This window comes from Methanorbis furvi (assembly GCF_032714615.1).
Lineage (GTDB): Archaea > Halobacteriota > Methanomicrobia > Methanomicrobiales > Methanocorpusculaceae > Methanocorpusculum > Methanocorpusculum furvi.
On the sequence record NZ_JAWDKA010000012.1, the window covers coordinates 1 to 25587 of the forward strand.

19 protein-coding genes and 1 tRNA gene are annotated in these 25587 nt (G+C 53.0%); 4 read left to right on the plus strand and 16 right to left on the minus strand.

The window, feature by feature from the left end; genetic code table 11:
- Positions 1-192 precede the first annotated feature (192 nt).
- Together McpAg1_RS09025 and McpAg1_RS09030 are read left to right on the plus strand one after the other, a co-directional pair.
- Positions 193-1326 carry a double-cubane-cluster-containing anaerobic reductase gene (locus tag McpAg1_RS09025; RefSeq protein ID WP_338094985.1) on the plus strand — a complete coding sequence of 378 codons (1134 nt, stop codon included), beginning with the start codon at positions 193-195 and terminating at the stop codon, positions 1324-1326.
- Positions 1323-2084: an acyl-CoA dehydratase activase gene (locus McpAg1_RS09030; protein ID WP_338094986.1), complete on the plus strand. Its 762-nt coding sequence runs from the start codon at positions 1323-1325 to the stop codon at positions 2082-2084. Before McpAg1_RS09025 ends, McpAg1_RS09030 begins: the two co-directional genes overlap by 4 nt.
- A gap of 287 nt (positions 2085-2371) precedes the next feature.
- Here McpAg1_RS09030 and McpAg1_RS09035 read toward each other — a convergent pair whose 3' ends face one another.
- From McpAg1_RS09035 to McpAg1_RS09080, 10 genes are all read right to left on the minus strand, one after another.
- The gene (locus McpAg1_RS09035; protein ID WP_338094987.1) at positions 2372-3601 is read right to left on the minus strand and encodes an ABC transporter ATP-binding protein; all 1230 of its coding nucleotides are present in this window, start codon (positions 3599-3601) and stop codon (positions 2372-2374) included.
- Positions 3598-4545, minus strand: a complete 948-nt coding sequence (locus tag McpAg1_RS09040) for a FecCD family ABC transporter permease (protein WP_338094988.1) — start codon at positions 4543-4545, stop codon at positions 3598-3600. The genes McpAg1_RS09035 and McpAg1_RS09040 overlap by 4 nt, the downstream gene beginning before the upstream one ends.
- Before the next feature lie 36 nt (positions 4546-4581).
- On the minus strand, positions 4582-5529 hold the full coding sequence (locus tag McpAg1_RS09045; RefSeq protein ID WP_338094989.1) for an AAA family ATPase: 948 nt from the start codon (positions 5527-5529) through the stop codon (positions 4582-4584).
- 15 nt (positions 5530-5544) lie between these two features.
- Positions 5545-5628 (minus strand) — tRNA-Leu (locus tag McpAg1_RS09050).
- Between the two features lie 319 nt (positions 5629-5947).
- Positions 5948-7276 (minus strand): type I glutamate--ammonia ligase, encoded by a 1329-nt coding sequence (gene glnA / locus McpAg1_RS09055; protein ID WP_338094990.1) that lies wholly within the window; start codon positions 7274-7276, stop codon positions 5948-5950.
- A gap of 610 nt (positions 7277-7886) precedes the next feature.
- Positions 7887-10304 carry a DNA-directed DNA polymerase gene (locus tag McpAg1_RS09060; RefSeq protein ID WP_338094991.1) on the minus strand — a complete coding sequence of 806 codons (2418 nt, stop codon included), beginning with the start codon at positions 10302-10304 and terminating at the stop codon, positions 7887-7889.
- Positions 10304-11161 (minus strand): malate dehydrogenase, encoded by an 858-nt coding sequence (locus tag McpAg1_RS09065; RefSeq protein ID WP_338094992.1) that lies wholly within the window; start codon positions 11159-11161, stop codon positions 10304-10306. Before McpAg1_RS09065 ends, McpAg1_RS09060 begins: the two co-directional genes overlap by 1 nt.
- Before the next feature lie 391 nt (positions 11162-11552).
- Positions 11553-12116, minus strand: a complete 564-nt coding sequence (gene dcd, locus McpAg1_RS09070) for a dCTP deaminase (RefSeq protein WP_338094993.1) — start codon at positions 12114-12116, stop codon at positions 11553-11555.
- A gap of 343 nt (positions 12117-12459) precedes the next feature.
- Entirely contained in the window at positions 12460-14271 is a 1812-nt protein-coding gene (locus tag McpAg1_RS09075) for a ribosome biogenesis/translation initiation ATPase RLI (RefSeq protein WP_338094994.1), read from the minus strand.
- A gap of 4 nt (positions 14272-14275) precedes the next feature.
- On the minus strand, positions 14276-14959 hold the full coding sequence (locus tag McpAg1_RS09080) for an EMC6-like membrane protein (protein WP_338094995.1): 684 nt from the start codon (positions 14957-14959) through the stop codon (positions 14276-14278).
- A 105-nt stretch (positions 14960-15064) separates the two neighbouring features.
- Here McpAg1_RS09080 and rqcH point away from each other — a divergent pair, with 105 nt between their 5' ends.
- Together rqcH and McpAg1_RS09090 are read left to right on the plus strand one after the other, a co-directional pair.
- Positions 15065-17059 (plus strand): ribosome rescue protein RqcH, encoded by a 1995-nt coding sequence (gene rqcH / locus McpAg1_RS09085; protein ID WP_338094996.1) that lies wholly within the window; start codon positions 15065-15067, stop codon positions 17057-17059.
- Positions 17056-18090: an mRNA surveillance protein pelota gene (locus tag McpAg1_RS09090; RefSeq protein ID WP_338094997.1), complete on the plus strand. Its 1035-nt coding sequence runs from the start codon at positions 17056-17058 to the stop codon at positions 18088-18090. Before rqcH ends, McpAg1_RS09090 begins: the two co-directional genes overlap by 4 nt.
- Positions 18091-18490: 400 nt before the next feature.
- Here McpAg1_RS09090 and hisH read toward each other — a convergent pair whose 3' ends face one another.
- From hisH to McpAg1_RS09120, 6 genes are all read right to left on the minus strand, one after another.
- Positions 18491-19102, minus strand: coding sequence for an imidazole glycerol phosphate synthase subunit HisH (gene hisH, locus McpAg1_RS09095; RefSeq protein ID WP_338094998.1), 612 nt, complete (start codon positions 19100-19102; stop codon positions 18491-18493).
- Complete coding sequence (locus tag McpAg1_RS09100; protein ID WP_338094999.1) at positions 19086-20504, minus strand: phosphoadenosine phosphosulfate reductase domain-containing protein; 1419 nt, start codon at positions 20502-20504, stop codon at positions 19086-19088. The genes hisH and McpAg1_RS09100 overlap by 17 nt, the downstream gene beginning before the upstream one ends.
- 66 nt (positions 20505-20570) lie before the next feature.
- Positions 20571-21281, minus strand: coding sequence for a hypothetical protein (locus McpAg1_RS09105; RefSeq protein ID WP_338095000.1), 711 nt, complete (start codon positions 21279-21281; stop codon positions 20571-20573).
- Positions 21282-21400: 119 nt separating this feature from the next.
- Entirely contained in the window at positions 21401-24115 is a 2715-nt protein-coding gene (locus tag McpAg1_RS09110; protein WP_338095001.1) for a DEAD/DEAH box helicase, read from the minus strand.
- Positions 24112-24867, minus strand: a complete 756-nt coding sequence (locus McpAg1_RS09115) for a metallophosphoesterase (protein ID WP_338095002.1) — start codon at positions 24865-24867, stop codon at positions 24112-24114. The genes McpAg1_RS09110 and McpAg1_RS09115 overlap by 4 nt, the downstream gene beginning before the upstream one ends.
- 4 nt (positions 24868-24871) lie before the next feature.
- A partial coding sequence (locus McpAg1_RS09120; RefSeq protein ID WP_338095003.1) for a hypothetical protein occupies positions 24872-25587 on the minus strand: 716 nt, incomplete at its 5' end.

Below are 25587 nucleotides of genomic sequence, written 5' to 3' on the forward strand. Positions count from 1 at the left end.
TCCGTGATGTTTTTTTCCGTAAAATTTCCGCGCTTTCCCGCGAAGCGGTGAGCAGGCCGAAGGCATGCGTTTCGTTTTTCCGTGGGCGGAGCAACGAATAATGCCGAACAGTGTCCACCAACAAACAAATTCATGGACAACACCTCCTACATCAGAAATGCTATATGCATTTTTTTTCAGATAAGTACACCAATGTTCAACCTCCCGCCCGGTTTTGAGAGTTTCTCCGAGTCCCGCAAAACTGCATTCCTCGAGGCGCAGAAAATTTCCGAGACTCAGCCGATTGTTGGAACGTTCTGCACGTTTGTTCCCCGCGAGCTGATTCTTGCAGCAGGTGCTGCACCAATCTCGCTCTGTTCAGGAAATGATGAAACCATTGCCGCAGCAGAAGCTGATCTCCCAATCAACTTCTGTCCCTTGGTGAAGTCGAGCTATGGATTTGCCAAAACCGGCAAGTGTCCGCACTTTCATTTTGCACGACTGATCGTTGGGGAAACAACCTGCGACGGCAAGAAAAAAATGTTTGAGTACATGGTTCGTGACAAACCGGTTCATGTGATTCACCTGCCGCAGATGACTGATGAAGAGAGCGTCGCGTTTCTGGCAAACGAGTTCCGAAAGTTTGCGAGACGACTCGAAGAAATATTTTCCGTCACCATCACAGATGAGATGGTGGCTGAACAGATCACTCTTGTGAATGAGGAGCGGCGCGCTTTGCAGGATGTCTACCGACTTGCAAAATCTGACCCGCCGCTGTTGTCAGGTAAGGAACTTTTTGTGATGTTCAACACATTCACAACTTCAGTAGGTCACGAGGCAAAGATTGCCTTTGCCCGCAGTCTGAAGGAAGAGTACAGCTCTCGTCCGGCGGGCGCCGGACCACGCCCCAAGCGGATTCTTCTGACAGGTTCTCCGATAACAAAGGCAACAGTCAAAGTGATCGATGCGATCGAGTCTGCGGGAGGGTCGGTGGTGTATATTGAGGGCTGCGTTGGTTCAAGGCCCAACGAGCTGCTGGTGGATGAGAAAAATCCTGATGTGTATGATGCGCTCGCCCGCAAGTACATCAGAATTGCCTGCTCCTGCATGACGCCAAACGACGGACGCTTGCAGACGATCGGCGAAAAAATTGATGAGTACCATATTGACGGAGTGGTGGATATGGGGCTTGTTGCCTGCCACACATTCAATGCTGAAAGCACGCTTTTGCGCGAGTATGTGACGAAGACAAAGTCCACGCCGTTCATTCATGTGGAGACCGATTACTCGCAGGCTGACTTCGGCCAGCTGTCCACGCGACTGTCGGCATTTCTGGAGATGCTATGATATACTCACTCGGGGTTGATGCAGGGTCAAGGTACACGAAGTTTGCCCTAATGAGAGGGGACAAAATTCTTGATCTGCGTATGGTTCCATCCGGCTGGAACACGAAGGAGCTTGTCCGGGAAATTACGGATGAGCTGTGCGCGAAGCACGGTATCTCCCGATCTGATCTCAAAATCACGGCGACCGGCTACGGCCGCGTCGCGGTTGAGGCGGACTCGGCGGTGACGGAGATCACCTGCCATGCGCTTGGCGTGCATTATCTGAACCCGGATGTTCGGACAGTGATCGATATCGGCGGTCAGGACAGCAAGGTGATCGTCTGCGGGGCGGATGGGTCGGTTGTGGATTTTATTATGAATGACAAGTGTGCTGCCGGCACCGGAAAATTTCTTGAGATGATGCTTGAGACGCTTGGGGCAACGTTTGCAACGCTTGATGATGTGGTGAGGGATGCCGTTCCTATCAGGATCACGAGCACGTGTGCGGTGTTTGCGGAGTCCGAGGTGATCGGGCTTCGTGCGAAGGGTGCTGACCGTGCGGAAATTCTTGCAGGCGTTATTGCCGCGACTGCTGATAAGGCGGCAGGCCTCTGTGCCCGCGTGAGAGTTGCTGATACGGTGTTTTTCTCAGGCGGTCTTGCATCAAGCGAAGCGGTTCGTGCAGCGCTTGCAGAGCGGCTGGGTCGTGAGGTAGTGACGACGCCAGAAGCGCAGTACGCGGGAGCGATAGGGGCTGCGGTGAAAGGCGGGATGTTGTGAAAATAAATTTAGTTTTTTTGATTACCGCCGCTTTGTAGCTCCGCCCACGGAAGACACTGAACACACGGAAAAAAATCACGGAGCAGACGTGAACATCACGGAAGAAAAATTATTTTGGAATTTTTGTTATGTCCTTGTCTGCTCCATGATCTTTTTTTGTGAAATTTCCGTGCTGTTCACGTCTGCTCCGTGATTTTTTTCCGTAAAATTTCCGTGTGTTCGGTGTGTTCCGTGGGCGGAGCTACAAAGCGACGGAACTACGAAGCAACGGCGATCAAAAAAAAATCTCAAAGACCCAGCCGCCTGATCAGATCGCAGGTATCAGAAACCTGTACCGCCCCGTTCCCGCAGAGCTCCTCAACAAGCGCTGATGCCTCTCCTCCGGTGAAATCCTCGCATTCGCCAAGGAAATAGATCGGCACATCTGCATCCTGCAACACCAAAAGATTTGCCAGATTTCCTTGCCCAATCGGCATCCCGCAGACCACAACCGCATCTGAGCCATGAATTATCTCCCGCAGCCGCTGTGCCGACGCATACGAAACAGCCGCAAACGGAGGTTCAGTAATGATTTCAACATCAAGTGCCGCAGCCGCGGAAAAATCCGCATCATTTATTGCAACAACCCCTGCTGTAATCCGGCAGCCTCTGGATGCCAGCGCATGAAACAGCTTTGCCCCTGACCCGCCGCCTGAGATCACATGCACGCGGACGCCGTTTTCTGCGGCGGTCTCCGACGCTGTCTCATACTCAGGAACACAGTACGGTTTACCGGTTAGCGGATGGAGACTCACCAACATCTGCACCTGAAAACTCTCCCTGATCCTGTTCGCGGTCAGCACCTCGGCCGGCGTTCCCGCCGCAGTAATTTTTCCACCATTCATTAAAATCAGCCGGTCGCAGAAGTAGGAAGCCAGATTAAAATCATGGAACACCCCGACAACCGTAATTTTTGGTGTCAGACTATGAATCAGCTGCAAAATTTCCAGCTGGTGATTGATATCAAGATGCGATGTCGGCTCATCCAGCAAAAGAATCCTCGGTTGCTGGGCAAGCGTCCGCGCAATCAGCACCCGCTGCCGCTCGCCGCCCGACACCTCTGTAACCAGCCGGTCAGCGAGATGCAGCGTATTCGTCGTTCTCATCGCCTCATCCGCAATCGCCAGATCAGTCTCCGACAAAGGAGCAAGCCTTCCAATATGCGGGTGGCGGCCCATCAGAACAATCTCCCGCACCGTAAACCCAAACGCCACATCCGTCTCCTGACGAACACAGCCCAGAATTTTTGCAAGAGCTTTTGTGTCATAGGTTGAAACATCAAGCCCTTCAACCATCACCGCACCGGCATCGGGTTCAAGAATCCGTGACAAGGTTCTGAGAAATGTTGTTTTTCCGCATCCGTTTGGTCCGAGAATTCCGATAAACCCTCCTTCCTCAACCGCGAGCGAGAGATTCTCAAGCACCTGATGATCTCCGTAACTCACCGACAACTTTTCAGCAGAAATAACCGGCGTCATACCTTTGTCCTCCTGCGAAGAAGATACAAAAAGAACGGTGCTCCAAGAAACGCCGTGATAATTCCAACCGGTATTTCAACCGGCAGTGTCCGCGCAGCAGTGTCGGCCCACATCAAAAGAATTGCTCCTGCCATCATTGATGCAGGCAGTAAAATCCGGTGATCAGGTCCTGCAATCGTCCGCATTACATGCGGAATGATCAGTCCGATAAACCCGATACATCCGGCAATCGAAACCGCAATGCCGGTAATGAAGGAAGAGATCAGAAGCAGGATTTTTTTTGTTTTCTCGGTATTCACACCAAGGTGCACCGCCTCCTCCTCGCCAAGCGCCATCACATTCAGATCGCGGGAAAACACAAACAAAATAACGCATGCAACAGGAATCAGAAGCCCGAGCATCACGTCATCCCAGTACACGTTCCAGAACCCGCCCATCATCCAGAACATGATCTGGTGCAGGCTGTTTCCTGAGATGTACATGATAAACGAAAGCATCGCAGACAAAAACAGCGAGACCGCAATACCTGACAAAAGCAGTGTCTCAACTGCGACACGTCCGTTTCGACGAGATATCATATACACTGCGATGGTGGACGCGGTTGCGCCGATAAATGCCAGGACTGGCATGAAGAGTCCTCCCAGAAACACAATTGCAAACGCAGCGCCGAGCGCTCCTCCTGATGATGTTCCAATAATGTACGGGTCAGCCATTGGGTTGCGGAACAGTCCCTGCATCGCACATCCCGCCGCGGCAAGTCCGAGACCCACCAGCACTGCACCGAGAACTCTTGGCAGCCGCACTTCAAAGAGCAGTTTCTGCATCATGGCTGGATCGAACGTCCAGAGCGACAGCCCCGACACTCCGATGCAGGTGGTTGCGACAATACTCACGATCAACAGCAGGAACAGGACCGGCAGCAGGAGGATGGGACGTCGCAACATAGTTGTTGCCAATTATTTTGTTTTACATCAAATAAATTATATCTGCATGAGGGCCGGTCCTGCACACTTCGCAACTGTTTCGGAGCGTGTGGTGAGAATAAGGTTTGTCCGTTTTCCTGCGTCTGCTGCAAGCCGCATCAGGACCAAAATATGTTCCTCGTCCAGTGCGGTTTCAATGTCATCGATCACAACTGCTTCCGGCAGATCATCAGAGACGAAGAGGACCGCGTAGCAGAGAGTGCGCAGGGTTCCTTCGGAGAAGTACTGGGCCGGCATCAGTACCGGACGTTTCTTTGATTCCCAGCGCAGGAATTTTTCCGTTCCTTCCTGAATTACTACGAAGCTGATGAACTCGGGTTCGATCTCAGTGACCGCCTGAGTGATTTTTTGAAATGCTTCCGGTGAGTTTTCCGCAAGATAGATCAAACATGCTTCAAGATTTTTTCCGGTCGGGTAGAGTACTCTGCCGGTGTCATTTTTTTCAGGACTTCTGATTGCGGCAGGGAGAAGGGATCCGATCCACCAGCGGCTCATCTCCTGCATGAGCGGGTATACGTCGTGCGTTTTGCCGTCCATCGGGACGCCGAAGATACTTTCCCGTTCGCCGGTTTTGACTTCGATTGTTTCAAACTGGGTGTTGTCAGTGTGGTGCGGGATCACCAGTTTTTCGCGTCTGAGTATGAGCCGGGATGAATCCTTTGGATCCTGAGCAAGGGTGACTGAGTAGGACTCTTTTCCCCGTTTCACCGAGAGGATGATCTCTTTTGTTTCTTCTGGGCCGAAGTGAAAGAGTGCTCCGGTGTTGGAAAATACTTCTGTCCAGTCAGCAAGCGATCTTGCGGCAATTGCGGAGAGTAGCCGGAACGCTGTTGCGATCGATGATTTTCCGGTTCCGTTTTTTCCGAAAAATACTGTCAGACCGTTTGTTTTCACGCAGTATTTTTCAAAATGCCGCAGTCCGTGTATCTCTATTTTTTCGAGCATGATGATGAAATGGTATGCGAGGAATGGGATTCGAACCCATGAACTCCTTGAGACAGGGTCCTAAGCCCTGCGCCGTTAACCTGGCTTGGCAACCCTCGCGCTGCAATTATGCTCTTAATTATGTGGAATGGATGTATGATGAACTTTCTGTAAATGTAACGCGTTGCTGTTCCTTTTTTGGATGGGGGGGTAGGTGTTGTCTATTAATTCATAGCTCCGCCCACGGAAAAGCGGAGTACACGGAAAAACGTACGGAAAAATATCACGGAGCAGACGTGAACATCACGGAATCCGAAAACAATTGATTTCCGTGTTGTTCACGTCTGCTCCGTGATGTTTTTATTTCCGTAAAATTTCCGTGTGCTCCGTTTTTCCGTGGGCGGAGCTACAATGAGCGTTAGTTGCCTCAAAAAAAGTATTAGTAGTTTGCCAGATACCGCTTGATTTCCCAGTCGGTGATAGCGCGGGAGTACTCGCCCCACTCAAGCTCGCCGATCCGGTTGATCTGAGCAACCACATGTTCGCCCAGTACATCACAGAGCAGTTTGTCCTCCATAAGGGCATTGTTTGCCACCTGAAGGTTCCAGGGAAGACAGCGGATACCGGCTTCGCTGCGTTCTGCTGCGGTCATGCGGAAAATGTTTCGATCAATACTTTCCGGCGGCTCAATTTTGTTGATGACCCCATCCATTCCTGCTGCAAGCATCACGGCAAAGGTGAGGTACGGGTTACAGGTCGGGTCAGGGCTGCGCAGCTCAGCGCGGGTGCTTCGTCCGCGTGAAGAGGGGACACGAATCAGTGTGGAGCGGTTCATCGCCGACCAGCCGACATACACCGGAGCTTCGTATCCCGGGATCAGCCGTTTGTAGGAGTTGATCGTCGGGTTTGCAATCCTTGTGATGCCGTCGATGTGTTTGAGCAGGCCTGCGATAAAGTGGCGGGCGGTGTCTGAGAGCTGGTGTTCGCCGTTTGGATCAAGAAATGCGTTTTCGCCGTCCTTCATCAGCGAACAGTTGACATGCATGCCGGAACCGTTTATGCCGTGGATCGGTTTCGGCATAAAGGTTGCATGCAAATTGCGTTTCAATGCGAGCGTTTTTGCCGCAAACTTGAATGTCACCACTTTGTCTGCCATGCCGAGAGCATCGCCATAGGTGAAATCGATCTCATGCTGGCTTGGTGCCACTTCATGATGGGATGCTTCGATGTTGAAACCCATCTCGGAAAGCGAGATCACCAGATCGCGGCGGACGTCTTCGGCAGGATTGGTCGGGGTCTGATCAAAGTAGCCGCTGTGATCCTGCAGGTTCACGGAGGCATGACCTTCCACCATGCGGAAGAGGAAAAACTCCATCTCAGGGCCGACATTGAAGGTGTAGCCAAGCTTTGCAGCTTTGTCTATCTGTGTCCGCAGAATGCGGCGGGGGTCGCCTGGGAACGGTTCGCCGTGCGTTGTGTAGACATCACAGATAAACCGCGCTGACCGGAACTTTTCATCAGACCAGGGAATGATCTGATAGGTGGAAGGATCCGGACGCAGCAGCATGTCCGACTCCTCCAGCCGCGCAAACCCCTGAATGGACGAACCGTCAAAGCTGATGCCATCGGTCAGTGCCTTCTTCATCTGTTTCGTCGGAATCGCAACGTTTTTCGGTTTACCTTCCAGGTCCGAGAACTGGAGGAGAACCGACCGTACATTATCACTCTCAAGCTTGGAGAGAATTGCGTCGATTTCGTCAGAAACCATGCTTACATGTGGGTGGTGAAACGATATTAATCTTCGATTCATGTGGGTTTTGTTCACTTGTAATACCACGAAAAAACTCAGTTGGTTTTTTTGAAAAAAACGCGAATCGCACGCCTTCCACACGCCATTCCGTCGCGTTTAACTCCTCCTTTCAGGAGTCGTTTCGGCCTGCTCACCGCTTCACGGAATAGCGCGAATGAAAAATCACCAATGGCAATTTTTAAGGATTTATTAAAATTACGTATTTTTGGATCGTTTTTTTCTCGATTGGAATAATGCAGAAATTTATTATTATTCGTGCTATTCGCGTTTCATATGTTCATTTTGCGTACCATGACGAAGTTTAATAGTTCTCAGATCAATGAATCAAGTAGGCAGGAATGACACCTCATGGTACTTGCCCAGGAGTGATAGCATAATTCCGTTAAAAACCATCCCAACCATTCCATGAATCTCCACACATGTTGCAAAGCAACCATCCTCATCATGCATCAGGCGATCGATTAGGTCTGCCAGACATATACAATAGGAGGGAAAAATTTCCCTCAGGATTTTTTTTCGTGCGATTTTGCGAAGTGATACGCAGGCCCGAAGGCATGCTGTTCATATCTCAGAAAAACATATCCAGCGTCGTCTTCTTCGCCTTCGTTGGATCGAACTCGTCCCAGTCCCATCCAAGAGCATCGAAGATCCGTGTTAACGGAGCACGAATTGTTTTTTCCAGCATCGTCTCCCAGTCGATCTCAAACGCGCCGTCAGGAATCTGATCAGGATACTCAAAGCAGAGCACATCAGTGTTTGGGTACTTCTCAGGATCATTGGAGCGTTTGATGTAGAGCCTCTTTGGTTTACTGCCGCGCTTGAAATCCGTTCCAAGATACGCATTCGAGTACTGTGCCCCCCGGCCGTGTGCGTCAAGCACCGCATAGTCGTCGAGAGCTTTGTTGATGCCGCTTGGAATTCCTGCCTTCTCCAGAGGACACCTCCCTGCACGGTACATCCGCAGAACCTCGGGCAGATACTCCTTCACCTCCTCCTTGCCGTTTCCTTTCAGGATCATCTCTAAAACCCGCTCCTGCACCTCGCGGGTAATCGGCGCTGAGTCGGATCGCTTCATCTCAAAACCGGTGATATCGATCTTGTTGACCTCCTGCCCCTCCTTCCAGATCAGGTGGCCGGCATACCGCTTCTTTGCCCCTCCCTGGAAAAATCTCCGGTAAATTTTCTCGAACTTGATTGAGAAAAAGTTCTGTTCCGCACCAAGCGTATCGCGGGCAAAGTCGGTGTAGCTCGCATTCAGCTCTTTTTCAAGACTCTCTGCAATTGCCATCGACTCCTCTAAGGAAACTTTTGGCAGCTGCACGAAACAGGAGTCGGTATCCCCGTAGATGACCTCGTATCCTCTCTCTGTGATGATGCCTTTTGTGTGCTGAATGATTGCCCGTCCGACCGAGGTGACGGCTGACCCGATGTCACGGTCATAAAGCCGGAACCGCGAAAATCCCGACACCCCGTAGTAGGTGTTCATGATGACTTTCAAAACACTCTGCTGCATATCATAGAGTTTGTACTCGGGCGAATCGTAGGGAAATGTGTTTCTGAGTTTTTTCCGGTCGTCGCGTTCATTCATCAGCTCGCTGATGATGCTGCGGGTAAGACCGTCAGGACTTTTTCTGAACCTGATACCGTTCGGCGCATGAATCTCGCCGTCCGGCGACTTTGTCTCAGGCGACGCGTTCAAGGTCATCATCGCCATCGGATACAGAGACTTCAGGTCCAGCACGATCACATTCTCCTTCACTCCTTTACTTGGCGCAAAAACGGTCGCGCCTTCAAACTCTTCGCCGGTCGAGTTTCCTTTGGAGGGAAGCACGAATTTTCCGTGAGCTTTCCTCAGAATATAGATGTCAATAACATTTGAAGAGTTCAGCGCTTTGTCGAGCGGACACCCGACGTACCGCGAGACCTCCTGATAAAACTCGATGATGTCGTTTTTTCGGTTGATGCCGACACACAACTCCACATCCTTGAAGTTGTACTCCACCATTTTGAGGGGATCATTGTTCCAGAGATCGCCCAGCGTTCCGGTATACCGGACTTTTCGTTCGCCAAGCTCGTCCTCGGCAATCGCGTCAAGCCGGTAGGACTCTTTTTGACTGCTCTGCATTTTTTTATACGCAGTCAAAAGATCAAAGATGACGCGGCCGCGCATGGCGTCGCGTTCGGTTGCGCCCGGTAGACGGGCGAAGGCATCGGTTTTGAATCCGAGGACTTCGGCACGCCGGAGAATATACATCGCATCAAAGTCGGCAAAGTTCCAGCCCGAGAGGATGTCAGGATCTTTTTCGCTGATGTAGGCGATGAATGCAGTGAAGAGTTCCTTTTCGGTGTTGTAGACACAGATCGTGTGGCTGCCCTGAACAAAACAGCCGTTGGCAAGGCCCGGCTGCTGATCGTAGTCGACACGCGTTTTCCCCTGAAGCACGAAGCTGGTGTAGTGGTCGTCGTAGGAGTCGTGACAGGTCAGACAGATGATCGGGTCGCGTTCGGGCTCGGGAAATCCGTTCCGGTCGTCGCACTCGATATCGCACATGCAGACGCGGGGACGCGACTGAACGGTTGCGGCTGAAAGTTCGCGGTAGCTGCACACTTCCGCGGGAGCAACAACTCCGCCGGTGAGGCCCGTGTCGATTAAAAAACGGGTGGCAAACGGGATGTCTGCTTCGTAGTGGTGGTAGCGTTCGCGCACTGTTCTGACGTCGGTCGGTTTCTGGGTATAGATGCGGCGGAGCGGTTCGCCTTTGATGGAGACTGCTTTGTCGCTGGTTACTTCAATGCTGTCTGCGTGAGGTGAGTCAGCCTCCTTTTCCCAGACCCAGAAGTACGGGCGAAAGTCTGTTACCTGCAGGTGATGAGCTGTTCCGTCCTCGGTCCTGCCGAAAATGTGCACGACCGGCCCTCCGGGTGCGTTGGTGTACTCGGCCTGATTGATAGCAATGGTTACCCGGGAATTTTCTTCCCCGGCCATCAGACTCTCCGACAGATGTCACGCAAAAATTTGGCGGCACCCTGAAGTTTTTCCTCTTCCCATGCATCCAGTTCCCATGAATCGTCGACAATTGCTCCGTTTTTGCCGAGAGTCGCCGGAAGTCCGAGGGCACAGCCGTCAACGCCGTAAGCACCGTCAGCGGGAATTGAGCAGGTGATGAGGCGGTGCGAGTCGGTTGTAACGTCTTTTATCATGCTGCAGATATGGTAGGCAGGGCCGAACACGGTGCCGGATTTTCCTTTGATGACCGGCATGGAGGATGCACAGATGTCAGTGAGGATTGTCTCGCGAACTGATGTGGGGACGTCGATGTCAAGTCTTGAGAAGATCGGAACCTGATGGTCGCCATGTTCGCCAAGGACACGTGCGTCGCCTCTAACTCCGCAGGATGCAAGTGCGACGGCAAATCTCCGGCTGTCTAAAAGGCCGCCGAATCCGATGACCTGTTCCTGCGCAAGGCCGGTGTGTTTTGCAAAGTACCAGGTGAATGCGTCCATGGGGTTGGTGATGACGATTAAGTGGCCGCCGAATCCGCCGAGCATCTCTGTTGCCTCTTTTGCGACCGGCAGGTTTGCTTCAAAGAGGTCTGCGCGCGTTTTGATATCAGGTGTTCGTGCGGCTCCCGCGGAAAATACACAAAAATCTGCGTCACGCAGGCGTTTTGTGTCGGTGGAGACGGTGATGTCCATTGCGTGAATCAGGTCAAGTTTTTGGGCGGTGAGCACGGGTTCGTACATGTCGTGCAGGATTATTTCATCAGCGAGGCCGAGAGAGGCCGCAAGGAATGCAACTTCTCCGCCGATGCGTCCGGCACCAAGGCATGCCAGTATTGTCATATCCTGTAGTATTGGTCAGAACAGGATATCTAGTATTGGTAATCGGAGACCTGTTCTCTGGTGGTGTCCTGCTTGGCGTTTGTCGCTCCGCCCACCGCTTCGCAGCTCCGCTCGCATGTTCTGCTCCGCCCACGGAAAAACGGAACACGCGGAAATATCACAGAAAAACATCACGGAGCAGACGTGAACAACACGGAAATATACTCAGGATAAATCGTGAACAAGGCTCTCGTGTTTTGTAATTCCTAAATAATTTAAAATTCCGTGTTGTTCACGTCTGCTCCGTGATGTTTTTCTGTGATATTTCCGCGTTTTCCGTTTTTCCGTGGGCGGAGCAGAACATGCGAGCGGAGCTACGAAGCGCCAACGCATCAAAAAAAGTGAGAGATAATTATTCGATATTGTTCAGGGTGTTTTTGTCGTACCGTGAGATGGTCGCATTTTTCTGGTTCTGGTACTTTGCGTCCGGTTTTTTGTCGTACGGGCAGAGACAGCGTTTGGTGACATAGAACACCAGCTGGCCGATCGGCATTCCTGCATACACGCGGACAGGCCGGCTGTTTACATTGCACATCTCAAGCGTGATGGTGCCGGAAAATCCTGCATCGATCCATCCACCGGTCTGGTGAAGCTCGATACCAAGGCGGGCAACACTGCTTTTTCCTTCGATCGAGGAGACGACGTTGTCAGGAAGCGTGATGGTTTCAAGGGTTTCTGCGAGCACGAACTGGCCCGGCATGATGTCAAAATAGGATCCTTTGCGCTCGTTTGTGTGGGAAAGGATGGTCTCTTTTTTGTAAGGGTCGATCACATCATCACAGGGCTCATACCAGACGAAGTGGTTGCCAAGACGGATATCCAGAGAGTTCGGCTGTACAAGTGCGGGGTCGTATGGGTCCACACCAATAAACCCGCGTTTTATGTGATCCGCAATTTCCCAGTCTACCAGAATCATACCTAACTATACGAACTATAGGATAAAATCTCTATCTACATCTTTGCAGAGCATAACGAAGCGGTGAACAGGCAAAAGGCATGCCGGACTCATGGTTCCTTCAGGTGCAACCACTGCCGGAAACGGATGATCGCTGATCATGAGGGAAAAATGTTTGAAGGTTGACATCCTAATGTGTAATTGTCTGATCTGGAATTTTTCTGTTTGAGTCAGTAGTTTGGGGTCAGACACTTTTGTTTTCGTTTCGTTCGGCGTATTAACTTGCGTTTTCCTCATGCACCGTTTTTGCCGCAGCACACACTGCGTAACTCCTATTCTAAAAAAATAAAAAAATGAAAGGGTTTTACTCCCCTTCGCCGTCTTCCTTTGCAGCCGCCGCAAGAGCAGCCGCATCAATATTGTAGTAATAGTACTCGCCAGCGGCTTTTTGCTCGCGGTCGAGGTACGAATCCGGCTTATTGATTCTCGGCCGTCCCGTCTTATCACGGCGGAACGTGATTCCAAGGAGCCCGAGGAACTTGTTCATACCATCCTTCATCTCAAAGGGGCCGGTAGCAAGACCGTTTGCTCCGGGATTTCCATCGAACACCAGCAGCCGCTCGCTGATCATATCGATCGTATACATATCATGATCAATAACCATGATGCCTGCGCCTTTATCCTCGGCCGCACGCTTAATGACCTTCGTTGTAACCAGCCGCTGCTCAACATCCAAGTGCGCACTCGGCTCATCAAGAATGTACAAGTCAGCATCGCGCGAAAGACACAGAGCAATTGCCACCCTCTGTAACTCTCCGCCCGAGAGATTCTTCGCCTCAGACTGTAAAAGCGGCATGAGGCCCAGCGGCTCAAGAATTTCATGCTGATAGTATGACGAATCAAACCGTTTGGTCGCCTGACGCAGTAAAAATTCCACCGTATCTGACGTTGCCGCAGTCACATACTGCGGCTTATACGAAACCGTAACCGTATCAAACTTTTTGCCGCCGTCAGGAGTCTCAACACCTGCAAGCAGTTTCGCAAACGTCGACTTGCCGATACCATTCGCACCGACAATACCAAGCACCTCGCCGCGCCGCACTTCGCCTCCCGCAACCTTCAGCGTAAAACCCGGGAATGACTTTGTCATCTCCGGAATCTGCATCAGAATCTCGCGCTCCACATCGCTCTCATGGCCGCGGGTCTCAAACACCACCGGATAATCGCGGATACGAACATTCTCTTCGGCAACGAATCCTTCCAGATACTGGTTCACACCAATCCGCACGCCTTTCGGGCGGGTGATGATACCAAACGCCGCAGGCTTACCATACGCGATGTGCACGGTTTCTGCAACCATGTCAAGGATTGCAATGTCGTGCTCAACAAGAATCACCGGATGTTTGTCAGCAAGCTCTCGAATAAGCTTCGCCGCAATCATCCTCTGATAAATATCAAGGAACGGCGTCACCTCATCAAGGAAGTAGAAGTCTGCTTCCTTTGAGAGAGCAACAGTGAGGGCAACCCTCTGCAGCTCTCCACCGGAAAGCGTTGCAAGGTCTTTATCCAGAATCGTATCAAGGGTCAGCTCCTTTGCATAGTAGTCGAGCATTTTTCGCTCATCGTTTGAGCGGAGCAGTTCGCCTACCGTTCCCTTGAAAACTTTTGGAATGAAGTCGATGTACTGCGGTTTAATCGATGCACGTATCGTCTTTTTTGCGACCTGCTGCAGATAGCTCAGCAGTTCGGTTCCTGAGTAGAACTTCAGAATCTCGTCCCACGTTACCTCGCGCTCAAAGATTCCAAGATTCGGTTTCACCTGTCCGGACAATATTTTGACAGCCGTTGACTTACCGATACCGTTTGGTCCGAGAACTCCGGTCACTTTTCCTGCGACCGGCTGGGGAAGCCCGTAGAGCACAAACGAGTTCGGGCCGTAGCGGTGAATCGGTGCGTCGAGTTCCTCCGGAAGCTGGATAATATCCAAAGCCTCGAACGGGCATTTTTTCACACAGATACCGCAGCCGACACACAGCTCCTCGGAAATTTCCGCACGGCCGTTTTCTCCGATCTGAATGGTTTCGTCGCCGGTCCGTACCCGCGGACAGTAGGCAATGCACTCCTGTCCGCATTTCCGGGAATGACACCGGTCTTTGTGAACGATGGCAATCCTCATGATCTTACTCGGCTAAGAGCGATGTGCTCAGAATGATGGTCCAGGTGAGGTACCAGAGGGCAAACGTGATGAATGCCTGATAGAACCAGTCCTTCTTGCCAAGTTTTTTGGTATCGATCTTGATCAAGAGGAAAATAGTTCTCTGAATGATGATGGCGATCAGAAGAATCAGAATGCCGAGGAACGGGTCAGGCTGAACGCCGGTCTCCGCACTCGGGGTTCCGGCAAGGAAGTACGAGGCAATACCGGCAGCCAGACCAAGCAGACTTGCAATCAGTGTCCGGATAACGCGTTCGCTGTGCTCATATTTTTTCCGGGCGACTTTTTCTTCCGGAGTCTCCTTCTTCTTTGGCGGAGCAGTTTGTTTGGGAGCTTCTGCAGCTGTCGTTGCGGCAGGAACTGCCGCGGCGTCGTCTGCCGACGACGCAGTCGCAACAGATGCGGTCTCTTCTACCGCGACCGCGGTCTCATCTACTGGATCAGGGATAGTGATCATCTCGATTGCTTTTTCGGGACAGATGCGCACACATTTTGCACAGCCGTTACAAAGCTCCTCGTTCACGGTTGCTTTTTTGTTCCTTCCGATGTAGATTACCGGCTGGTCCTTGCGCGAAACAGGACAAAACCGAATACAACGGTTGCAGTCTGCCGTGCTGCATTTTTCTTTTTTGACTCGTGCTACCTGCATATTTTGTATTCTCCGGAGCTGAAAATCTGTCGAGCGGTTTTGCCCGCGTAAGATAGATGCTTTATTTTTTTAGCTTTCAGGTCTTATCTATTCTTGGTATTATCAATGGCAACCACACCGGGTATGAGCGGGACTGATGTGACAGCAATGACCGCCGAGCTGTCATCTCTTCTGCCGCTCTGGATTGGGAAAATATATCAATACGATAACGCGACGTTCGGGATTCGCTTAAACGGCGAGGAGAAGGCGCGCCATCTCCTCTATATTGTGAAAGGGGTGCGTGCCCATCTGGTCAGTACGCTTCCGGACGCGCCGAAAAATCCGTCAGGATTTTCGATGTACCTCCGCAAGTTCATTGAAGGGGGAAGGGTGCTCGCGGTTGAACAGAAAACAGTCGAACGCGTGCTGATTCTGACGATTGGAAAAGGTCGTCCTGCACGGCAGGATGACAAAGCAGGCAGCGAAGCTGGATGCGACCGTCAGGATGACAAAGCAGGCAGCAAAGCTGCATGCGACCGGCCGCAGGAGTTCCGGCTCATCATCGAGCTGTTCGATGAGGGAAATCTGATTCTCACCGACAGTAACTATGTGATTGTCAACGCACTCGCACAAAAGCGGTTCCGCGAACGCGAGATTGTGGGAGGAGCCGTCTACTCAATGGAAGGACAGGATCCAGGCTCACTATCGTATGAAGAGTTCGCGGCCCAGATTGCCGAGGACGAGGCTGACATTGTGCGAGCGCTTGCAACCCGCATGCAGCTTGGCGGCCCGACATCTGAAGAGGTCTGTGCGATTGCCGGTGTCTCAAAGTCGATGCCCTCGAAGTTTTCGACCGAGGCACAGCTTCGACCGGTGTATGAGGCGATGATTGCATACCTTGCGCGGCTGAAGACCTCTCTTGATCCGGTCATCGATGACAAAGGAGCGTTCCCGCTTCCTTCACTGCTGCGTGAGCCAAAGGCCCACTACCCGACATTTTCTGCGGCGCTTGAAGCGTTCTATCCAAAACTCGTTGCCGAAGCTGTGGTCGAGGCGAAGGTAAAACTTTCGCGTGAGGAGCGGATTCGCAAACAACAGGAGGAGGCTCTTGTCAAGTTCGAGAAAAAAATTGTCGAGGCAACCGAGTGCTCCGAGATAATCTACTCGCATTACGGCGAGGTGCAGGAGACGATCGGTGTCCTTGCCGCGGCAAGCGCAAAAATGTCCTGGCAGGATATTGCAAAAGTTCTGAAGGGCGCTGACTCGCCTGCTGCGAAACGGATTGTGTCGGTGAATCCGGCGGACGCGTCCGTTGTTTTGGATCTTGGTGAGAAACATAAGGTGACGGTTTTTGTGCATGAGAGCCTCGAGGCCAATGTCGGGCACTACTATGACACCGCGAAAAAGTTCCGCAACAAAAAAGAAGGAGCTCTTCGCGCGATGGAGCGGGCGATTGTGCATCCTGAGAAACGAAAAGCCGCGGGCCCCGGCAAGATGAAACCGAAATGGTATCACCGGTTCAGATGGATGGAAACCTCGGACGGGGTTTTGGTTATCGGCGGACGAAACGCGGATCAGAACGAGGAGCTGGTGAAAAAATACATGGAAGGCGGGGATACGTTCCTGCACGCCGATGTGTTTGGTGCGTCTGTGGTGATTGTGAAGGGCAAGACGGAAAAAATGGATGAGGCTGTGCAGTTTGCGGCATCGTACTCACGTATGTGGAGCTCAGGCTCTGCTGCGGGCGATGTGCTTGCGGCCGCTCCTTCGCAGGTGAGCAAGACCGCTGAGTCCGGCGAGTTCGTGGCGCATGGTTCGTTCGTGATTCGCGGCGAGCGCACGTACTTCCGCAACGTCCCGATGGAGGTTGCGATCGGTATTCAGATGGAGCCCTCACTTGCGGTGCTTGGCGGAACGCCCGCGGCTGTTGAGCCGCGGTGTAAAATTTCCGTGCGGCTGCACCCCGGGACGTTTGAGGGCAATGATGTTGCGAAAAAGGTTCTTCGGAAACTCAAAGAGGTGATCCCTGAGTCTGATCAGAAGATGTTGAAGGCTGTTTTGAACACCGAAGCGGTCGCAGCGTTTGTGCCTCCGGGCGGATCGGATCTGGTGGAGTCATGAAGGCTGCCGCTGCCGAGCCGCTGAGACGCGACGGATTCGGCGAGTACAAGCTGATGCCTGAAAGTCTGGACGATCTCTGGCATCTGTCGCACCTGATCTCTTACGGCAATACGGTGTTTGCGGTTACAATGCGAACGGTGGACGGCCCAAACGATAAGCTGCGTGCCGAAAAGCTGGAGAAGCGGCCGGTCCGCATCGGCGTGAAGTGCGAAAAAGTTGAGTTCACGCCGACGGCGAATCGGCTGCGGGTGTTCGGGGTGATTGTGTTCGGGCCCGACACCGGTCAGCACCATGCACTGAATATTGAGCCCGGGTATGAGATCTCGGTGGTGCGCGAGTGGCGGACGGTGGATCTTGAGCGGCTGGATCGCGCGGTTTCGTCGTCGGTGCACGGTGTTGTACATATTGTGGCAATCGAGGACGGCGAGGCCGAGCTCTACCGCATCCGCCAGTATGGTCCTGAACGCGTGACTACGCTGACGATCGGGAGCGGCAAGACTGCGGAGTTGGACTCGCGGCAGAGTTTGTTTGAGGAGTTGTTAAAGGCGCTTGACAAGGTGACGGGTCCGATTGTTGTCGCGGGCCCCGGGTTTGTGAAGGAGGATTTTGTCAAGTTTGCGAAGACGAAGGCTCCTGATACTGCTGCCCGGATGCTTATGGAGGATACGCGCCGTTCAGGATACGGGGCTGCACAGGAGGCGATCGGGAACGGTGTTTTATCACGGGTTGCCGAGGATCTTCAGCTGGCACGCGAGGTGCAGGTGATGGATGAGGTGTTTCTCCGCATCGGTCAGAACGGCGCTGTGGCTTACGGGGCTGCTGAGGTGCAGACCTCTATTGATTACGGCGCTGCAGAGACGATTGTGGTGGCTGATACCGAGATCCGGCAGAGCAGGACAGCATGCATGATTGAAGCAGCCGAGCGGCTCGGTGCGGGTGTTGTGGTGCTGTCCACCGAGTTTGAGCCGGGGAAAAGGCTGATCGGTCTCGGCGGTGTTGCGGCGCTGTTGCGGTACAAGATCGCTGCTTGAATTCGCTGCTCCGCCCACGGAAAAGCGGAACACACGGAAATTTTACGGAAAAAAACATCACGGAGCAGACGTGAACACCACGGAAATATATTCTGGAAAATTTCTGAGCAAGCGTCTTGTAACTCCTAAAAAAATTTAAAATTCCGTGCAGTTCACGGAAATATATTCTAGAAAATTACTGAGCAAGCGTCTTGTAACCCCTAAAAAAATTTTGAAATTCCGTGCAGTTCACGGAAATATATTCTGGAAAATTACTGAGCAAGCGTCTTGTAATCCCTAAAAAAAATTTAAAATTCCGTGTTGTTCACGTCTGCTCCGTGATGTTTTTTTCCGTAAAATTTCCGTGTGCTCCGATTTTCCGTGGGCGGAGCTACGAAGCGACGGAGCAAGCGCCCCCATTTCACTCAGTCATCGCCACAAAATTCCGGAGAATTGCAAGCCCCGCAGGCCCGCTCTTCTCAGGATGGAACTGCACCCCGATCGCATTTTTATTCGCGACCGCTGAGGCATACGAAACAATGTACTCGGTTGTCGCGATGGTAAACTCCGGCGTTGTATCCGCATAGTAGGAGTGAACAAAATACACATACGTCCCTTCAGGGATATCAGCAAACAGCGGATGTGTCGTTGGCGTAATCGTATTCCATCCCATCTGCGGAACCTTCATCCTCTCAACTTTTGCAAATTTTCGAACAGAGCCTGGCACAAACCCAAGCCCCTGATGCAGACCATGCTCCTCGCTCTCCTCAAGCAGCATCTGCATCCCAAGACAGATTCCAAGCAGCGGTTTTTCTAAAACCGCGGCCTCCACAACATGCCGGATCGGCGCAAGCTTCTCCATACCTTCTGCAAATGCCCCGACTCCGGGCAGCACAATCCCATCGGCTGACGCAATCAGCTCAGGCTCTGCCGTGATCACAGGCCTGCATCCCGCGGCCTCAAGTCCCCGCACCACACTTCGCAGATTGCCAAGACCGTAGTCGATAACTGCAATCTTAGAAGTGGCTGTCATTATCAGCGTCCTCCTCCGCAGACTCGCGAACTCTCCACAGACCCTTCGACGCCCACTCGGGCGTTTTGCCGTTGCGGTTTCCCCAGCCGGAGAGCTTCTCCTCCCACATCGCCCACAGCTCCGGATACATCGCCTCAATATCCTTCATGCAGGCGATATCTGACGACGGACACATGAAACAGCCGATGCGGTCAAGACCTAACTCATAGAGAGGATTGTAGGGAGCCTGTTCGCGGAACAGATACAGCCAGTCATGCATCGCCGTCCAGTGCTGAATCGGCGCTGCCGACAGCTGGCACATCACATTTTTGTTCCGCCAGACCCGCGGACTCATCATCCGTTTCGCAGACTCATACTTCCGCTGCCCGATCAGCGACAGCGCCTCGCCCCAGGTCTCCTCAATAAGACGCTTCACCGGTTCCAGCTTGCATGCCTTGCAGCACCAGCGGAAGTCCACCGCCGGCGGACCGTTCGCCTCAAACCCTTCCCAGAATCCTTCCTTGCCTGACCGTTCGATCAGCTCAAGTCCGTATTTTTCCTGTACAATCCGCACGTTCTCAATCGTCTCCGGAAACTCAAGGCCCGTATTTGCGAAAATTATCGGTAGCTTTCCAACTGCCTTCAGCGTTATTAAAAGAGTCACCAGACTGTCCTTCCCGCCGGAGTAGGAGACCGTCGGCTTCAGTCCGGGATTTTTGGAGATGACATCTCTGATGAACTCAATCGACTTTGATTCGTAGAGATCAAGCACTCCCTTGTTCGCAGCAATTGCGTCCTCCCATGTTGACGGTGCCGGATCAACGACTGCTTTTTGTGTCCTGCGGGTCCGCACGAGCTGACCGCGGGTTGCCCCAACCGTTTCCGCATACGACATTTTTGCCCTGCCGACCGCAACGCACTCTCCCTCCTCTGACATCACAAACACGCTGTCACCGACTAAAATTTCCGGAGATACAAAGACAACTCCCGGCATCAGGACGCTGTTGCCGTCCTTGATGTAGGATGCGGCCTCGTTTGTTACGCGGATGATGTGTTTTGTCGGCTGCACCAGCTTTGCCGCTGACTCGCGCGGCAGTACTTCCCAGCGGTTTTCGGATGGAATAAACCGGACTGCGCAGACTACTGCTCCTCCGAGGATAATCTCCTCCATCCGGTCTTCGTCAGGAACTTTGTTGAGGAGCGCGATGTGGTCGTCTGGGATTAAGGGGACGCCGAACTGTTCTTCAAAGAGGCGGTTGACGAGGTTTCGGTCGCGGTCAAATGCCGGCCGGACGTCGCCTGGCGGGGTGACGGACACGGGCCGTGTTTTCCCGCCGCAGGCACAGAGTTTGCCCATTACCGGCACGTGGCAGTTGTCGCACCAGTAGAAGGGGACTGGTGCAAGAAACGGGGAGGACTTCATTCTAAATCTATTTGGTGTGAAAAATAATGAACGCAGCGGATAATCCCGCTGATGTTTTTTTGGTTTTTAGTAATCCCTAACAAGCGTGACTTCGCCGTTGTCAGGAGTGGACAGAGTCGCGACGCTGTTTGAGGAGAGGGTCAGCGTGTAGTCTCCGGTTCCAACTGCCGATATTGTGTAGACCCCCTCTGATTTTTTTGTCCAGGTGCCGTGGTATGACATCTCCTTTTCGTATGAGAGGGGCGAGCTGGTGTCAACGTCTATCTCAGCGCTGCCGGACCGGCCCAGCGTGAGATCGTACTCGATTCGCGTGTCGCCGTTGACTGTGGTTCCTTTCCATTCCCCGACGATCGGATCAGATGCGGCAGCGTTGTCTTCATCAGGCCGCATGGTAACGGTGATGCCGTCAGGTGTGGTCAGCTGGCCGGTTCCGTCGCTGTTGATTACGAACAGGTAGGTGCCCTCCGCTCCAAAGGACAACGTGTAGGAGTCTTTGACATTCTCAATCCAGGTGCCGCGGTAGGTGCGATCGCTCCCTTTTGGTCTTGTTGAGTCGACTTCAAGTTTTGCCGAGCCGCCTTTTTCGCAGTCGAGCTTGTACTCGGTTTGTGTTCCGTCAACGTTTGTCAGCACTCCTTCCCACTCGCCTGCGGGTGTCGCCGATGCTGTTGGTGTTGGAAGAGGATCAACTGCATTGGGCGATACACAGCCAGCTGTAACCGCACACAGCAGACAAAATATCGCTGCGGTTGCTATCAGGAGATGTCTTCGGTTCATATTTGGTAGTTTTGTAGTGACTTGCTTTATAGCTATAGATGGTGACGGGTTTGCTTTGGTTTTGGGTTCGCTTGGAGTAACCACGGACAAAACCTCCCACCTTCTTAGGAATTTGGCAATCAATCCGACCAGAATCGGTGCGTCTGGACAAACTTCCGCTCAGCCTTCAGAATCTCACGGTAAAAATTATCCCCGGTCGCAAACGTATTCAAAATCCGCGCCGCAGACTCAGGGCCCACCCCGCGTCCCGCAAGAGCAATAATCGCTTTTTTCCCGCTCGAAAGCACCATATTCGCATTACGCATCATCCGCGCCTCAGCCTCCTTCTCCTCAGTCGTCTTATTTTTCTTCTTCATCGCCGCATACAGCTTCTCATCGTACGGCTTCAAAACCGCCACCAGCCGCGCTCCGCAGAGCGGACACTGGGGATTATCCGGCGCACGCCCCACCTTTGTCTTGCTCTTCCAGGACTTGCAGTGCATACAGGCGAGAATAATATCCTGCTCATCAATGCGGTGCTTCACACTCTCAATAATCGCCTGATCCTCCCCCGGCGGCACAATCACATCGCGTCCCGTGAAAAGCCCCTCAGCCCCGATGATCGAAAGCCTGCTTGTCGCAGTCTCCATTGTATGATCCTTCAGACTCTGAACAACCTCCCTCGCATGCAAAACATCCATGTTTGAAAAGAACAGCTCGCGAAACGCCTCCTTCTCAATAACTGTATTGTCGAACAACTCCATCAGCCGATTGATACTGATCTTCTCATAATCCGCGTCCGCATCAATCGCTCCGAACTTTTTCGCAATCTGCACCAGCTTCCACTTGTAAAGAGCAGTTTTCTTTAAAGCAAGCATCAGAATTGCCTCGACATGATCCGGCTCAAGCGAACAGAGCACCTCATCCACATCCGGCGCACGCAGAAACTTCGGCAGCCTCAGCAAAATCCGGTACGCATTCGTCTCAATACCAACCGCCGTCCCGTACCGTGCAGATAGCAGAATCGAAAGCACGCGACCAAGCGCCTCGTTCACCTTGTGACCGCCGCAGAGATTCACCACCACCCCTTCATCCGCATCCTCCAGCACAATCACCTTATCGGTCGCCGTGATCGACCGGTTTTTCTTCATCTCGGAAAGAACTTTTTCCGAAAATGCCACCGACCGCGTATCCGCACGATACTCACCAAAGTTTTGCAGACGACGAAGCCGCCCTGCCTCCATCGCAACCGTGAACGGCACCGGAATCTGTTCACCCTCCCACGACGGCAGCTCGCCTTTTGCATTCTTCGCAGGCTCGACCATGATCCGGTCCTCATCAATGTCGAGTACCCGCCACATTTTACCGCGAGCCACAAACACCGCTCCTGAAGAAATCCAGCTGATCACAAACGACTCGTCAAGGGTGCCGACCGGTTTTCGCGACACCACATCAAACACGACGCTCTTCTTCTCGTCAGCAATCATCGACAGATTCATTGAAAGATAGCGGCGTGCCCGCGTCTTGGTGATCAGCATATCGCCCTCGGTTCGAATCAGATAATGCTTCTCCATCTGAGCAATCACCTCGCGGATGAGAGGGCCTGCTTCTGCAAAACAGTAGCTGCGGGAGATTATCTCCTCAATTTTTTGGATCGACACCTCTCCGCGCTCAACCGCGATCGCAGCTATCTGGTTTGCGATGACATCCGCTGCGTTGATGTGCGGTCTCACATTCTCAGGCTCGTTCTGCATCGCTTTTCGAACAATAATCATCGACTCGATACAGTCGTCAAAGCCGGTTGCAAGCACCGTTCCTTTCGAGGTCGCGTTCAGCTGGTGGCCGGCACGCCCGGTTCTCTGGATGAGACGGGCAACCTCGCGCGGCGAGTTGAACTGAACGACATGATCAATCTGACCGATGTCGATACCAAGCTCCATTGAGGAGGTACAGATCATACCTTTGGTTCCGCCGGCGCGGAACCGGTCCTCGGCATCGACTCGCATCTCGCGCGAAAGCGAGCCGTGATGCACATCAATGTCTCCGCGCTCACGCAACGCATGGCCGATGGCCTCTGCCACGCTTCGGGTGTTGGTGAAGACGAGCGTTGAGGTGTGGGAGTCGATGCACTGCTCGATCAGTTTGATCTGATCTGCAAACGCCTCGCCGGCGAACCGGACGGTGAGGTCAAGCGTCTTTGCGACCGGAACCTGCACAATCGTGTAGGGACGTTTTCCGCAGAGGAACTGACCGATGATCTCAGGGTTTCCCACAGTCGCAGAAATTCCGATTCTCTGCACCTCGCCTGACAGCTCTACCAGCCGTTCAAGACCGATGGATAACTGTGCTCCGCGTTTGCCGCTTGCGAGTTCATGTATTTCGTCGATGACCACGTAACGGGTGCCTTCGAGGTTTTTGCGGAGAACTTTTCCCATCATCATTGCCTGCAGACTTTCGGGTGTGGTGATGAGGATGTCGGGCGGGTGCGTTGCCTGTTTTCGGCGGTCGTTTGCGGTGGTGTCCCCGTGCCTGACCGAGATGCGAAGCCCGAGTTCGTGTCCCCACCACTCGAGCCGGTTCATCATGTCGCGGTTGAGGGAACGGAGCGGCGTGATGTAGAGGACGGTGAATCCCGGCGGGTGGGTTTCGGTGAGCATGCGGTGAAACAGCGGGAGAAGTGCACTTTCGGTTTTTCCGGTGCCGGTCGGCGCGATGAGGACGGCGTTGTCGCCTGTGATGAGTTTTGGCACCGCCCGCATCTGGATCTCGGAGAACTCGTCAAACCCGCGTTTGTCAAGTGCGTCACGGATTTTTGGGTGCAGGCTCGCACGCAGCTCTTCGATGGCTGTGGTCATGACTCCTCCGGGTTTGGGGTGAGATGCTCCCAGGTGTCGACGTAGGTGCCGTCTTTGAGAAACACTTCGGCTGTGTTGGTGATGATTGCTTTTGCGACCGGCGATATTTTGTTGCCGGGAATTAATCTGACGTCCATGCCGCCTGCGAGTTCGTAGAATGCGGGAACGAGGAGTGCACGTGTCGGGGTGCCCGCAGCCGGCAGACCGAGTGCTGAGTTTTCGAGTTCTGCGAGGAGGTAGCCGGGTGTTCCGCGAAGCGAGCAGCCGACTTCGTCATAGATGTTAACGACCGGATGGTGGTGGCCGCAGAGGATGAGTTTTCCGGCGAGGTCAAGGGATGGGATGGTGTGGCCGTGCATGTAGCCGACGCCGTCGATGGCTGCGCCGTTGATCGGGAGGAGTTCGTCTTTTTCGAGATACTGTTCAAGGCCGGTGTCATGGTTTCCGGGCGCGAGCCTGAACTCGGTCTGTTCCCGGATTTTTTCGAGGACCTGCGGGACTTCGGTTTTTTCCTGGTAGGTGACGTAGGGGATCATGTGTTTGAGGTCGCCTAAGACGACGAGGTAGTCAGGTTCGCTTTTTTCGATGATTCCAAGCAACCTTGAGAGCCGCGACTGGGTCGCGCTCTGGAAGTGGAGGCCGCGGCGGTGAAGGTCTGCTTCGACGCCGAAGTGGGGGTCAGCGATTACGAGGGTGCGCGAGTTTCGTTCGATGAGGACGGCGGGCCCGTCTGCGTAGAATTTGGGGTTCATGAAATCAGGCGATTTTGATGAGTTCGGTGGTCGGGGTGTAGCATTCACCCTCTTCCATGAGCCGTGCGAGGGCTGCTTTGGTGTCTTTTTCTCCAAGTCCGAGTTTTGCTGCGCGGGTGACGACGTCTGCTATTGGTGCTCCTTTTTTGCCGGAGAGCTCGATGATGAGCGCAAGGAGCTGTTCGTCGGTTACGGCTGGTGTTGCTGCCGCAGACGCGGTTGCGGTCGCTGCGTGATCACTCCGGACGTTGTCGAGGGCTTTGAGGAGAATTTTTACAAATTCGCTTTTGTCAGGTGTTGGCGGCAGCTGTTCAAGCCGCACAACAGCTGCGGCAACGGCGCCGCAGAGCCATGCGTCGCGGGTTTTTCGGTCGCAGGGGATGATTGTGTTGGGGATGATTTCTGAGTAGGTTTTGTTTGCGTAGGTGCGGAATTTTACGGTTGCGGTTACGAGGATGAATGCGGGCGACTCAAGCTGTTCGATTGTTTCTGCGAGTTTTTCGGTGGTGCGGGTTGTTGTTATGATGAGGACGCCGGTTGGGTCGCTGATTCTGAGTGAGGATGTTTTTTCATATTTTGCGATTTTTTCGGTGAGGGTGCCGCAAAGGAATATGGTGCTCCCAAAAGTGCCGAACGGGGTTTGGAAGCCTCCGTCTGCTTTGGCTGAGGCTTTGGCAAGTTCCCAGGAGAAGAGGCAGCTGGCTGCAGGGAGGCCGGAGG